General features: G+C 38.5%; 11 protein-coding genes. 10 read left to right on the top strand and 1 reads right to left on the bottom strand.

Annotated features, from left to right (window positions below):
- Positions 1–43 precede the first annotated feature (43 nt).
- From L1994_RS01000 to L1994_RS00955, 10 genes are all read left to right on the top strand, one after another.
- Positions 44–664 carry a LysE family transporter gene (locus L1994_RS01000; RefSeq protein ID WP_278099841.1) on the top strand — a complete coding sequence of 207 codons (621 nt, stop codon included), beginning with the start codon at positions 44–46 and terminating at the stop codon, positions 662–664.
- A 1,779-nt stretch (positions 665–2,443) separates the two neighbouring features.
- Positions 2,444–3,736, top strand: a complete 1,293-nt coding sequence (locus L1994_RS00995; RefSeq protein WP_278099840.1) for a hypothetical protein — start codon at positions 2,444–2,446, stop codon at positions 3,734–3,736.
- Between the two features lie 571 nt (positions 3,737–4,307).
- Complete coding sequence (locus tag L1994_RS00990; protein WP_278099839.1) at positions 4,308–5,105, top strand: 2-amino-3,7-dideoxy-D-threo-hept-6-ulosonate synthase; 798 nt, start codon at positions 4,308–4,310, stop codon at positions 5,103–5,105.
- A gap of 29 nt (positions 5,106–5,134) precedes the next feature.
- Positions 5,135–5,914: a 2-amino-3,7-dideoxy-D-threo-hept-6-ulosonate synthase gene (locus tag L1994_RS00985; protein WP_278099838.1), complete on the top strand. Its 780-nt coding sequence runs from the start codon at positions 5,135–5,137 to the stop codon at positions 5,912–5,914.
- 159 nt (positions 5,915–6,073) lie between these two features.
- A complete protein-coding gene (locus L1994_RS00980) occupies positions 6,074–7,063 on the top strand; it encodes a 3-dehydroquinate synthase II (RefSeq protein ID WP_278099837.1) in 990 nt (329 codons plus the stop codon).
- 6 nt (positions 7,064–7,069) lie between these two features.
- Entirely contained in the window at positions 7,070–7,909 is an 840-nt protein-coding gene (locus L1994_RS00975; RefSeq protein WP_278099836.1) for a prephenate dehydrogenase/arogenate dehydrogenase family protein, read from the top strand.
- On the top strand, positions 7,906–8,706 hold the full coding sequence (locus L1994_RS00970) for a prephenate dehydratase (RefSeq protein ID WP_278099835.1): 801 nt from the start codon (positions 7,906–7,908) through the stop codon (positions 8,704–8,706). Before L1994_RS00975 ends, L1994_RS00970 begins: the two co-directional genes overlap by 4 nt.
- Positions 8,706–9,977, top strand: coding sequence for a 3-phosphoshikimate 1-carboxyvinyltransferase (gene aroA, locus L1994_RS00965; protein ID WP_278099834.1), 1,272 nt, complete (start codon positions 8,706–8,708; stop codon positions 9,975–9,977). The genes L1994_RS00970 and aroA overlap by 1 nt, the downstream gene beginning before the upstream one ends.
- Positions 9,938–11,371: a shikimate dehydrogenase gene (gene aroE / locus L1994_RS00960; RefSeq protein WP_278099833.1), complete on the top strand. Its 1,434-nt coding sequence runs from the start codon at positions 9,938–9,940 to the stop codon at positions 11,369–11,371. The genes aroA and aroE overlap by 40 nt, the downstream gene beginning before the upstream one ends.
- Positions 11,368–12,360, top strand: a complete 993-nt coding sequence (locus tag L1994_RS00955; RefSeq protein WP_278099832.1) for a chorismate synthase — start codon at positions 11,368–11,370, stop codon at positions 12,358–12,360. Before aroE ends, L1994_RS00955 begins: the two co-directional genes overlap by 4 nt.
- 125 nt (positions 12,361–12,485) lie before the next feature.
- Here L1994_RS00955 and L1994_RS00950 read toward each other — a convergent pair whose 3' ends face one another.
- Entirely contained in the window at positions 12,486–13,793 is a 1,308-nt protein-coding gene (locus L1994_RS00950) for a solute carrier family 23 protein (protein WP_278099831.1), read from the bottom strand.
- Positions 13,794–13,968 lie beyond the last annotated feature (175 nt).

Here is a 13,968-nt window from a genome sequence, read left to right as displayed (position 1 = left end):
GCAGGAGATTAAGCAATATAAGATATATACATCAATACAACAAATGTTTACCATCTCGGAATTTTTTGTTTTTTCATTTCTAATCGGACTTACAGGCGCTCTTGCCCCCGGACCTACACTTATAGCCACAATCAGATCATCGATTGAAAAAGGGTGGACAGCAGGGCCTGAAATCACACTGGGGCATATGGCAATAGAAGCTTTTTTTGCTATTGTAATCATATTCGGACTTTCGGGACTATTTTCTTCATACACAAAAATAATTGCACTAACAGGGGGAACTGCACTTCTTTTTTTTGGAATATTAAATATAAAAGAGGGATTTAACGCTCCATTTAATGTTTCAGGTGGAAGGGTTTCAAAAAGCCCCATCGCCGCAGGGATAATCACTTCTGCGGCAAATCCCTATTTCTGGCTATGGTGGCTTACAATTGGAAGCGGATTTTTGCTTGACGGAATAAAAGGAGGTATTTTAATGGCCGGAGCATTTTTGGCAGGACACTGGCTTGCAGATTTTTTATGGTTTTCTTTTGTCTCTTTAGGTATTTCAAAGGGAAGGACAATAATGCCGGAGAGAATTTACAGAAAAATTATATCAGGATGTGGTGTATTTTTGGTAATATTCGGGATTTACTACATAGTTTCTGTAACAGGATTCTATTGAGAACAAAAATGATGGAATTACAGATCTGACGAAAATAAAAAAAACTAAAAGTGCATCTGTTTACTTCATCCATATAACCGGTTTGTTATATCCTCGTATCCTAAGCATTTAATTCATTTATATATGCACCGGAGAAATTATTATTCAGAGTGTCAGAAAAAACAATTCGCTTATTCTGATAAAACCAAAAAGTTAAGCGGGTTTTTTCATGGCATTTCAAAAAGACATGAAACAATTGTTTCATATAAAAAAGCATTCCAAAAACCTCCTAAATAAAATTAACCCCTGGCCGAAACGACAATTTCAGATAGCATCCTTCATCATACAGTGCAGACGAAGAACTCCAAAAAATTCTGGTTAACACGACAAGCCCAGAATCAGACAAAATTCAAAATATCCATGTGAAAGTCAGGTTTGATTAAGCCAGTTGAAAATTTAATTGAGAGAATATCCAAAAAAATCCAAAAAATCAAAAAAAACATTTTAGAGAAAACATTCCGAAAAAACGTTAATGAAAATATCTTTCATCAACGTTTTTTTTATGATAAATATCAGTTATAAAATCTGAATTTTACAATTTTTTTAATTTTTTTTCCCATATCTATTTATTTAATTCCATTTTATCCTCTTTTCATTTTCTTGTCCGGTTTAACCATCCGGTTATATTCATGTATGCGAAACATTTTACTCATTTATATATGCACCGGAGAAATTATTATTCAGAGTGTTAAAGGTGAAACCATTCGCTAATTTCAGATAATTAAGCCAGATAAAATTATCGGGGAATTTGAGGTTTTCTTTAGCATCTCGAAGATATTCAGGCAGAATATACATTTTCTGTCAGAATTGCCAGTTTAAAATCATTGGAAATCTCCAGAAGAACTCCTGAAAAACCCGGATACTACCACAAAACCGGAATTATATCTGCATAAAAGTTACTTTTTAACTTTGTAACTTTGTAAGAAAACTTGTATGAAATATAATTTCAGGAACGTTTTCATATTAAATGCAGGTTGAATAAATCTTTCATAAAAAATAGATGACCAGAATAAAGACCAAAGTATACTCCTAACCAGACACAAAAAGAATAAAAAAGAATAAAAAAATCAAACACCAAAAAAAGGTTAAAACCAAAAATTAAAACCAAAAATTAAAACCAAAAATTAAAACCAAAAAATTAAAACCAACCCTAAAAAAACCTGAAAAACCAACATCCAATCCTAAACAGGGAGACTATTTGGAAAATATCTCCCTGATAACCAAACCTATAACCACAAAACTTTCATTTTTTCTTTCTTTTATCATATTTGTACTGTCCTGTGTTTTATCATATTTTTTATTCTCAAATTTTTTTTGGCTCTTCGCTGTTTTGAATGAGTGATATTTAATAAGTTGGATCAGCAATTCAGCCAGAAATCCCAGGAAATTGATCAGTTAGATTAAGGAATGCGTTATAATCCTGCTGAAAAATCGTGTGATTCAGTAGAAGTTGTAATAACTACCCACACGATCTGACGAAGAACCTTTTTTTTCTTACTTTTCTTTATTTTCTTTTTTTTATTTTCTTTAATTTCTTTAATTTACTATATTATCTTCTTTATTTACCAATTCTGTCTTTAAAAGCAACAAACAGACTTTAAAAATATATCTACATAATTTGCACATTATAAACAACAACATATAAATCATAATTAAATTCAGAGATAAATACTGAAAAAAAGGAAAAGAAAAATTACTTTTTCTGTAGTATATATGCACTATACACACGGAGGAATCGGATTGGGAAAAAAAATTAGTTCGGCAGAGGCTGAAAAAGAAAATGGAAACCACATAACATCGCCTGAAATCTCATTTGAGGTGATTGTTCTTTTTGTCTTTGGTATAATGATGCTTCTTTTCGGAGCACTTCTTTTTAAAATTCATACAGGCGAACTACCATATACTCCTGACAGCACTTACGGTCTGTTTCTTGTAATTGTATCCCTTCAGATAATTGCGCTTGGAAGAACACCTTTTGGTGATTTTAAGCGCTCATGGATTTTAATAATCCTCGGAATTTTCACAGCCGCCATAGGGATGACAGCGTGCTTCATCCCCGGATACCTCTCGAATATGGTAAGGATTCTTGCAGGATTATTACTTTTTACAGGCGGAATTGCACTTCTTCTTCAGCTTTTCATATCAAAAGAAAAAGCAAAAATCTGGATTAATGTTTCAGGAGTGCTTAGGCATCTGACTCTTTCATCAGCCCTTGTATATTTCTTATCAGCCGTGCTTGGATTTATAACACTTTTTCCATTATTTACAACAGACACACTTACTGCTGTTATGCTCCTGATATACGGACTATCATATTTTTACCTTGCAGTCTGCATACACAAAACGAACATAAAATACAAAAAAGAGATTCAGGAAATAAAAATATCTGATGAAAACAGTGAATTTAAGAGAAAAAGCGGTGTTTTTTCCGAGGCTGAAATCCCGCTTTCGGTTGCAGTTATAATTCCGGTTGGATTTTTGCTTTTACTTCTTGGATTTTTATTATTTCCGGTTAGTACAGGATTAATTCCATTCTCCCCTGACGGACAACTCGGTCTTTTGATGGTTGTAATGGCAATTCAGATGCTTGCCCTTGGCGAAACTCCTGCAGGGCAATTTCAGCGTTCCTGGCTTTTAATGATAATCGGAGTAGTATTTGCCACAATAGGAATTTTCTCATGCCTGGTACCGGGGATTCTTACAGGAATACTTCAGGAATTAATAGGTGTATTAAATATCGCGGGTGGTGTTATACTTCTTCTAAAGCGGTTTGGCCCTGCCATATCAGCCGGAATTAAGGGGAGGCGTTCAAAGGTGATATCAGAACCTCTTCCACCTGTTCTCAAAAATCTGGTTATTATTCAGACAGTCCTGAATTTTGTATCCATCGGATTTGGTGCTTCAATGTTTATGCCCGGAATCGTGCCCGGTGAAGTAATCGCCGCAATACTCATAATTAACGGAATTTTAATCTTTGCACTGGCATCTCTGGTTTTGAAAATAGATAAAATTCAAAAATCAGGTGCTTTTTAAGACTTAATAAGAATAAATTGCAGATAAAAGATTTCTCCGTTTTTTATCCACATTTTAATAAATTTCTTTTCCACAAATTCCTTTGCTCACCATGTATGTGTACACGCATGTGTATAGCTTTATTACCAATAACACACATTTAAATAATTATGTGTGGTGAAAGCAGGCATATGATGCAGAAATGCCCTCTTAGCCTTTGCCATGTACCATGCAGTCATAAAAGCACGAATCAAAAAGAACTATCATGCAAAACGGCATCAGAGTCTTTTGTTTATCACTGCTTTGACTTTTTCTTTAACTTTAGCTATTACTTTAGCTATCAGTTCTGGTTTAGACAGTAGTTTTTCTGCACCAGATTGATTTTTCTATAAATTGCCTGACTTTTTAGAGGGAAGCTTTTTGGTGCAGTGAAAACTCTGTAATTTTACTTAAATCTCAGTTAAAATTTTTAAAATTCTAAAATAGCATCCGAAAAAGAAACAAAAAAAACAAACCCAAAATTAGCATCCAAATTAATCAGCATCCAAACCGGATGAAAAAATCATAAAAAAAGAAAATAAAGAGAGTTAAAATGCGAGGAAAAGAGATAAGACTTGAACGTATAATGAAGCGTGATACATCAACGACAGTAATCGTCCCAATGGATCACGGAGTATCGAGCGGGCCGATTCCAGGATTAATCGACCTTGAAAGAAGTGTTGACCTTGTGGCAAAGGGCGGTGCAAATGCAGTAATCGGTCATATGGGACTTGCAATGCACGGACACAGAAAGGGAGGGCCGGATATCGGACTTATCCTGCATCTTTCAGCAAGCACTGACTTAGGGCCTGATCCAAACAACAAAGTCATGATAAACACAGTCCAAAACGCACTTAAAATGGGTGCTGACGGTGTATCTATCCACGTCAACATAGGGGCGGAAAACGAGGCCAATATGTTATCCGACCTAGGAAACGTCGCAATAGAATGCATTGAATGGGGTATGCCTCTTCTTGCGATGATGTATCCGAGAGGCAAAAAGATAAACGGTGATAACTTAACAGAATCAGTAAAACTTGCCGCACGTGTGGGATCAGAGCTTGGAGCAGATATCATAAAAACGATTTACACAGGAGACCCTGATTCATTTAAGGAAGTAACACAAGGATGCCATGTGCCGGTTGTAATCGCCGGAGGCTCTAAAACAGACATCCTTTCAACAATGGAGTTAATTGAAGGTGCAATGCAGGGCGGCGCCGCCGGTGTTTCAATTGGAAGAAATGCATTCCAGCACAAATACCCCGATAAATTCGTTAGAGCGGCTTGCATGATAGTTCATGAAAGAAGAACGGCACAAGAGGCAATTGAAATTTTAAAAAACGGAGATTAAAAAAATAAATTTGAGGACAGGTTTTCGAAATGATTGGAAAAGCAATAAGACTTGAGCGTATAATGAACAGAAACACCGGAAGAACGGTAATTATTCCGATGGATCACGGATTTACTCTTGGACAGATTGAAGGGCTTGGAGATATGCCAAAAATTATCGGCGAAATCTCAGACGGAGGTGCAAATGCGATTGTTCTTCATAAAGGAATGGTAAAGGCAGGCCACAGAAAGCACGGCCGCGATATCGGGCTTATTGTGCATCTGTCTGCAAGCACCGCCTTAAATCCCGACCCAAACGACAAGGTGATTGTATGTTCGGTTGAAGAGGCAATTGCGCTTGGCGCCGATGCAGTCTCAATTCACATTAATTTAGGTGCACCGCAGGAGTCAAAGATGATTGAAGAGGCAGGGAGAATATCAAAGGAATGCACTAAATGGGGAATGCCTCTTCTTATCATGATTTACCCGAGAGGAGAAGGAATCGACCCGCGGTCTCCTGTTGCAATAGGCCACTGTGTAAGAGTTGCAGAGGAAATTGGAGCAGATATAATAAAGACATCTTACACCGGAGACCCTGAAACATTCAAAAAAATCACTTCAGCATGCTCAGTTCCTGTAATTGTCGCAGGCGGAGAGAAAGGAGATGACATAGAGACATTAAAAAGTGTCCGTGATGCAGTTAAAGCGGGATGTGCAGGCGTTGCTCTTGGAAGAAATTCATTTCAAAGAGAAAATCCAAAGGAATTCATAAGAGCATTATGCAGTGTCGTCCACGAAGATAAAAGTCCAAAAGACGCACTCAGAAAATAGAAAGAAAAGGTCATGTTTGAAGTTGAGATTTTAAAAAAATCTGAATTTCAAATCAGGATTGTGCAGATCTGACTTTTTAATTCTGGATCTATGAGTATTGATCTGAGAATTCAGGTATTTGATTTGTGATTTAAGATTTAAGATGAAAATGGAAAAAATATGAAGAAAGAATTCTGGGTAGATCTTCGTGACTACGATAAGGATGCCGCAACAACTGCTATAGAAAGCGGCGCTGATGCAATAATAACTGATGACGGTGAAAAAATCAGAAAACTTGGGCGTATAAAAACAATTGGAAAAAACGGCGACCTCATCATTGGAAAGGACGTATTTGAGATTGAAATAAAAGACAAAAAATCCGAGGATTCTGCTGTAAGCCTCTCAAAAAAAGGATACGTCATAGTAACAACCACTGACTGGACAGTAATTCCCTTAGAAAACTTAGTTGCTCAGTCAGACAGAATAATTGCCGGTGTGGAAAATGAAAAAGAGGCGGCAATGGCACTTGGAGTCTTAGAAAAGGGTGTTTTTGGAATTGTTCTGAAAAGCAAAGATCCAAAAGAGATTAAGGCAGTATCAAAGCTTGTGAAAGAAACATCAGGGGAGATGGAGCTTTCAGTATTTACCATAAAGTCTGTGTCGCCGGCAGGCATGGGTGACAGGGTGTGTGTTGATACATGCTCTCTGATGCATGACGGTGAAGGCATGGTTATTGGCAATACATCCTCATCATTCCTATTAGTGCATGCAGAAACTCTAGAAAACCCATATGTTGCTCCAAGGCCGTTTCGGGTAAACGCCGGCGCAGTCCATGCATACGCCATGATGGCTGACAGAAAAACCTCATATCTCTCAGAGATAAAATCAGGCGACCGTGTATTAATTGCAGATGCAGATGGAAAAACAACCGAAGCTACGGTTGGAAGAGTCAAGATTGAAAGAAGGCCGCTTCTTTTAATTGAAGCAGAATCCAATGGAAATACATTGTCACTTGTTCTTCAAAACGCTGAGACAATAAGGCTTGTTAAAGAAGACAAAAAGGCAGTTTCAGTTGTTGACTTAAAACCAGGTGATAAGGTGCTTGGACGGATTGAATCCGGCGGACGCCACTTCGGCCATGCGATAAAAGAGACCATACTTGAGAAATGATTTTTTATGAACAGCGGAATTGTTGCAGGAATAATCGGCGGTTTTGGCGGAATGGGCCGACTCTTCTCAGGGGTTTTTGAAAGAGCTGGCTTTGAGGTCATATGTTCGGGCAGAAACACTCCTATAAAAAACGAGGATATTGCGGCAATGTGTGATATCGTCATTGTTTCTGTTCCAATCCACGATACTGTCAGAGTAATAGAAGAGATTGCACCGATTATGACAAATGAACAACTTCTCTGCGATTTTACATCAGTCAAAAAAGCTCCTGTTGATGCAATGCTTAAATCATCTGCAAAAGTAATCGGTCTTCACCCGATGTTTGGCCCTTCTGTTTCAGGAATAAAAGGCCAGACAATTATTGCATCGCCAAAACGCTGTGATGAAAAGACAAAAGAGATGCTCTTTTCAATTTTCAGAGGTGAAGGTGCGGCGATATGTGAAATGGATCCTGAAGAGCATGACAAAGTAATGTCTGTTGTCCAGGGGCTTGTTCATTTCACAACCCTTTCAATTGCAGAGACGATAAGAAACACACAAATTCCACTTGAAACACTCATCCCGGTTATGAGTCCGGTATACAGAATGGAGATGGGATTAATCGGGAGAATACTTGGGCAGGACGCATCTTTATATGCAGACATTCTTCAGATGAATCCTGAGAATGAAAAGATAATTTGTTCATTCTCAGAATCTGTTGAAAAATTAAGAGAGATTGTAATGTCTAAAGACAAAGAGAAATTTGGTGAATTTTTCAGCAAAAATACCAAAGCCTTTGAATCCTACATCCCAAGAGCAACAGAAGATACAGACCTTTTGATAGAAGCTATGGTGAAGAGAAAATGACTCTTGCAGTGCTTGGACCAAGAGGCACATTCTCATGTGAGCTTGCAGAAAAAATAAAAGAGGCTGATGAAGAGATTTTACTCTGCTCTACTATCCATGATGTCTTTGTTTCAGTAACAGAAAATCAAATAAGAGGGATTGTTCCGGTTGAAAACAGTGAAGCAGGAGGAGTTGGCGAGACACTTGACGGCCTTATGCAGACTGACTGTAAGATTACAGCAGAGTATTACATGCCAATCAGGCATTTTTTTGCATCCGAATATGGCTTTGATGAGATAGAGGTTGTATACACTCATCCACAGTCGCATGAACAGGCATGTGAATTTCTTCGAAGTCTTAGAGATATCAGCATAATTCACACAAGCAGTAATTCACAGAGTGCAAAAGAGGCAAAAAAAGCTTTAAATTCTGCGGCAGTTACCACCGAGAGTGCGGCGAAGTTATATAACCTGCCTCTTCTAAAAAAAGATATACAGAATTCTCAAAACAATATAACAAGATTTCTTGAAATTTCATCCGGCATTATTTTACCGGACAAGCCAGATAAATGCAGTATTGTCATCATTCCAAAAGAAAATCGTCCCGGCCTATTATATGGAATTCTGGAGATTTTTGCAAAAAACGGGATAAATCTTACAAGAATTGAATCCAGACCTTCAAAAGAGGGTATCGGAAGATATGTCTTTTTCATTGACTTTGAAACAGACAGAGGATGGCAGGACATGGTGAAAAATCTGAAAAAGATTACCGGCATAAAAGAGCTTGGATGCTATAAAAACAGGAGTTTAACAGAATAATGGATATTAATATCAAAAAAACAGGCAACATTTCAGCAGAGTTTACAGCACCTCCTTCCAAAAGCTACACACACAGAGCTTTGATTGCCGCCGCACTCGCAACCGGGATTTCTGTTATAAGAGAGCCTCTGATATCAGATGACATTCTGGTCACTATTGAGGCTCTGACAAAGCTGGGTGTTGAGATACAAAAAGAAAACAATATAATTACAGTTAAAGGAACGGCAGGTGTTTTGCCCGATGTTGGAAATGTCACAATAGACTGCAGAAATTCAGGAACATCACTTCGCCATATGACAACCTTTTCTCTGCTATCTCCTGGAAAGATTACACTTACAGGCTCAAAAAGGATGATGGAGAGACCAATTGACGGTCTCTGTGATGCTCTAAAGCAGGCAGGTGCAGAGATTGAATTTATTGGAAATGAAGGTTTTCCTCCCTTCAGAATATCCGGTGAATTTGAAGGCGGAAGAATTGCCGTTGACGCCTCAAAAAGCAGTCAGTTCATATCATCAATCATGATCTGTGCTCCGTATGCCAACGCACCTGTTGATATTTTACCAAAGGGAAGTGTTGCATCACGCTCTTATGTGGATATTACAACTGATGTTATGAGAAAGTTCGGCGGGGATGTATATCTTACTCCTGACAAGACGTGGCATGTTTCCCAGTCTGTTTATGATGCAATAGATTATACAGTTGAAGGTGACTATTCATCTGCCTCTTATTTTTTTGCAATAGCGCCCATATGCGGAGGTAAAATCAAAGTAAACAACCTAAATCCTAACTCTGTTCAGGGGGACAGGGCATTTTTAATTGCATTGGGAGATATGGGATGCAGTATTGTAAAGGATGATAATTCAGTCACGGTTGAATGCACAAGAGATATAAACGGAGTTGAAATTGATATGTCATCTTGTCCGGACATAGTACAGACTCTTTGTTCCGTTTCAGCATTTGCCAAAACAAAAACTATAATCAGAGGAATTTCACACCTGAAATATAAAGAAAGCGACAGAATTAAGGCAATTGAAAATGTGATTACATCTTCCGGATGTATTTTTGACAACGGAGAGAATTCTCTTTCAATTACACCAAAAGATCTTCGCGGATTTGTTTTAGAACCTCACGATGATCACAGAACAGCTATGTCTGCCGCAATTATTGGTCTTGGAACGGGGGATGTGACAATTAAAAACTCAGAATGCGTCTCAAAATCTTTCCCGGAATTTTGGGAGGAGTTAAGGAGGGCTGGGTTATTAGAAGATTAGTTCTTACAGGATTTCGTGGCTCAGGTAAAACAACGGTTGGAAAAATACTTTCTGACAGGCTAGGTACAGAATTTTTTGAAACCGATCTTATGATTGAAAAGTCCGCCGGAATGGACATTCCTGATATTTTCTCCAAATATGGAGAGTCTCATTTTAGAGAGCTTGAAAGATGTGTCATAAAAGAGCTTCCCATTTCAGACTGCGTTGTATCAACCGGCGGAGGGGCTGTTCTTGATGATGAAAACGCAAAAAATCTAAGGAAAGACTCCTATGTAATCTTCCTTGATGTTGATACAAAAACATCTTTTGAGAGAATTTCAGGAAGCACACGACCTTCGCTTACAGGCTATGATCCCCACGATGAAGTAAAGATTCTGATTAGGGAGAGATTTCCACAATATGCCAGAACTTCTGATATCTGCGTTGATGCCGCAAAAAAACCTGATGAGATCTGCACTGAGATAATAAGCAGACTTTGTCTGAAAAAGGGAATAGCAGATTGCGAAACAAATGATGATAATCTCCATTTAAAAACAATCAAAGAAGTTTTTTTTGATGTTTCAATGCCAGACAGGAAAAAAGAAGAGCTTTTTTCTTTTGTTGAGCAAAACCCGGCAGGGCATATCTGTGCAATTGCCGGAAATCCTTGCAATCACAGTAAAAGCCCGATTATTTATAATGCACTTTTCAAAAAATACGGAATATGTGCACACTATACATTTCTTGGGAAAAATTCTGCAAAAGAAACAGCCGATGCCTATAGAAAAATAAACCTTCGGGGATTGAGTGTTACAATTCCCTACAAAGAAGAGATTATTCCATATCTTGACAGACGCGGAAAACATGCAAAGGCGCTTGGTGCTGTAAATACGGTTGCAAACTGCTGTGGATACCTGCTTGGATGCAATACCGACTGGGTTGGTGTTTTAAGGCCTTTGCAGGAGGCCGGCATAAATCCAAAACGGGCGGTTATTCTCGGTGCAGGAGGTGCGGCAAGAAGCGCTGTTTATGCTCTTAAACGAACAGATGCTGAGATTTATATTCTTAACAGGACAAAAGAGCGGGCAAAAATCCTTGCAGAGGAGACAGGATGCAGATATAATACACCTGATAAAATTTCATCAGTAAACCCTGATCTTATTATAAACGCAACCTCTGTTGGAATGAACGGAACTGACAGTCCGGTTGCTGACAAATCAGTTTTAAAACCGGAGATGACAGTCTTTGATCTTATCTACACACCGCTTGAGACACAGCTTTTAAAAGATGCCAAAGAGGCAGGATGCCGTGTTATTTATGGAGATGAAATGTTTATTCACCAGGCCGCAGAGCAATTTTTCAGAATGTTTGGAATAAGGATTTCTTCATCAGAAATTCGGGAGATTTTGAAATGAACACTTTTGGCAGGTACTTCAGATGCACTTCATTTGGAGAGAGCCACGGATGCGCACTTGGAGTTATAGTTGACGGATGCCCCCCTGGTGTTTTCTTTTCAGAAGAAGACCTCCTGCCCCTTCTTGAAAGACGAAGGCCGGGTTTAAGCCCTCTTTCATCACCAAGAAATGAACCAGACAAACCGGTTATCCTTTCCGGAATTTTTGAGGGTAAAACTACCGGAATGCCGGTTGCAATGGCGGTTTTTAATACCAATCAAAAGAGCGGGGATTATGATTCAATAAAAAATCTCTTCCGACCAGGCCACGCTGATTATACCTTCCAGGCTAAATACGGCATTCGTGACAGTCGTGGCGGAGGCAGGAGTTCGGGAAGAGAGACTGTTTCAAGGGTGCTTGCCGGCGGGCTTGCAATGAAGTATCTTTCAGGTTCTGGAATTTCATTTAAAGGAAAGATTCTGGAAATACATGGAAACAACAATCCTGAACAGTTCGAAGAAGAGATTTTGTCTGCAAAAAACAACGACAATTCTGTCGGTGGAATTGTAGAGATTACAATTTCAGGATGCCCTCCCGGACTTGGAAGTCCTGTCTTTGAAAAAATGGATGCTGTCCTTGCATCAGCAATTATGTCAATAGGTGCTGTAAAAGGCGTTGAGATTGGAGACGGATTTTTGTCTGCAAAAAAATATGGAAGTGAAAATAACGACTGCATGGGAAAAGACGGATTTTTATCAAATCACGCAGGGGGAATTTTAGGCGGAATCACAAACGGCGAAGAGATAATTATACGATTTGCAGTAAAACCAACACCTTCAATTAAAAAAGAGCAAAAAACAGTCTCACTCACAGGAGAAGAGACTTTAATTTCAACACATGGAAGGCATGACCCGTGCATTGTTCCAAGAATTGTTGTTGTTGCAGAGTGCATGGCCGCAATTTCAATTGCAGATGCTTTACTTGCACAAAATGCTATAAAAATGCAGTAAATTCAACCGGGATTTACCAAAAAACGTTCATGAAATCATATTTCATGCAACTTTTCATGTAAGTTACGAAGTAACTTTCATGTGATATTTTAAACAAAATTTTATTCTGCCCCGCAAAAAATTGTTTATTCTCCTCTTTTCCTGTAGATTACATGCTCCATTATAAGAACAGTAATTACACCCATCACAAATCCGTTTGCTAAAACAGGCTGCAAAAATAATGGAAATTCATCTGCTATATAACGTGGTAAAGCTGATGCGATAGCACCTATAATTACCGGAAGGCCTACAATTATTCCGGAATCAAAATCAAATAAACCTGCCTTCTGACTTTTAAAAAATACATGAACTGAAGCGGAAAACTGGGCTGTCAGAACATATATTAAGAGGCATCCGATGACAACCAGAGGAATTGCGCAGATTACTGATGCGGCCTGAGGAATTATCCCAAGAATAATCAGAATTATAGCCGCCGGAATCAGCGTCCACCGCGATGCTGACCGATTGTCAAGAATAATTCCCGCACTTGTTGAATAGTTCACTCCGCCAATAACTCCTGATAATCCGGAGAGTGCATTTACAATTCCGGTTGCCAAAACACCTCTTTTTATCCTGCTACCAATCCCTGTTCTGCCATTCTTTAAGGAATCAGAGCCTAAAACCTCAGACACTCCCTGAATCGAGCCAATATCGTTTATCAACAGTGCAAAATAGCATACAATAAAAGAGAGCAAAACTCCTGGCTCTATTTCAAATGACCCGATAAAACCTGTAAATACTCCGGTCTCAGGTAAAGATGAGATAATTGAGAATTCATGCGGAAACAAGAGAAAATGAAGACCTGTCCCTAAAATTATAACCCATAATAAAAGAGTGGTCCTGAAAAATCCCTTCAGAAAGTGATTTGCCGTAAAAATAATAAATACCAGGGCAATTGCAAAAAGAACAGATTCAAGCGGAGTTGTTCCCTGACCGGCGGCGGTTAAAAGACCTGTTAGTGTCGGAATCATTGTAAAGACGATGAGCATTAAAACAACCGCGACAACACGCTTTGTAAACAGGCGCACAACATGAGACAAAAGACCTGTTGTTCCAAGAATTATACCTATGATACCTCCGATTGCAATTGAAGTATAAACTGAGTCTGTGGAAAATGACTGCGAGGATATAATTCCAATCAAAAGAACTGTTGCCGGCCCGAATACCGCAGGAAGGCGATGTCCGGCAATTACCTGGATGAAAACTGCAAATGCAGTTAATAAAAGAAGTTTCTGGACATAGTAAACCTGTTCTGAAAAGTCTGTAAACTGAAGCCCGGCAACGACCGTTCCTATTATTACAACATATGAAAGAAGTACAGCTGCCCACTGAATTCCGGATGATACCATATAATTTTTTGGCGGCACCTCTTCAGGCCCATATATAAAATCCATCTCTGCCTTTTTTATTAGTGATTTTTGCTCTGATAAGTTTGCCGCTTTTAACTGTTAAAAACAGATTACCTGACCGATTAAATTATGTCTAATTATATCAGATCTTATCAATTTAGTCTGATTTAATTAAAGATAGAACAATATGGATTTTCCAAAGACAAAGAAGAGAAATGAT

The organism is Methanomicrobium antiquum, assembly GCF_029633915.1.
Taxonomy (GTDB): Archaea; Halobacteriota; Methanomicrobia; order Methanomicrobiales; family Methanomicrobiaceae; genus Methanomicrobium; species Methanomicrobium antiquum.
Note: the sequence above shows the minus strand (reverse complement) of the source record. Positions and strands in the feature narration are given on the sequence as shown.

What these genes read in the sequence shown, in the direction of transcription:
- L1994_RS00980 (WP_278099837.1), top strand. Translation starts at nt 6,074, where the DNA reads ATGAAGAAAGAATTCTGGGTAGATCTTCGTGACTACGATAAGGATGCC.
- L1994_RS00990 (WP_278099839.1), top strand. Translation starts at nt 4,308, where the DNA reads ATGCGAGGAAAAGAGATAAGACTTGAACGTATAATGAAGCGTGATACA.
- L1994_RS00955 (WP_278099832.1), top strand. Translation starts at nt 11,368, where the DNA reads ATGAACACTTTTGGCAGGTACTTCAGATGCACTTCATTTGGAGAGAGC.
- L1994_RS00950 (WP_278099831.1), bottom strand. Translation starts at nt 13,793, where the DNA reads ATGGATTTTATATATGGGCCTGAAGAGGTGCCGCCAAAAAATTATATG.
- L1994_RS01000 (WP_278099841.1), top strand. Translation starts at nt 44, where the DNA reads ATGTTTACCATCTCGGAATTTTTTGTTTTTTCATTTCTAATCGGACTT.
- L1994_RS00985 (WP_278099838.1), top strand. Translation starts at nt 5,135, where the DNA reads ATGATTGGAAAAGCAATAAGACTTGAGCGTATAATGAACAGAAACACC.
- aroA (WP_278099834.1), top strand. Translation starts at nt 8,706, where the DNA reads ATGGATATTAATATCAAAAAAACAGGCAACATTTCAGCAGAGTTTACA.
- L1994_RS00975 (WP_278099836.1), top strand. Translation starts at nt 7,070, where the DNA reads ATGAACAGCGGAATTGTTGCAGGAATAATCGGCGGTTTTGGCGGAATG.
- L1994_RS00970 (WP_278099835.1), top strand. Translation starts at nt 7,906, where the DNA reads ATGACTCTTGCAGTGCTTGGACCAAGAGGCACATTCTCATGTGAGCTT.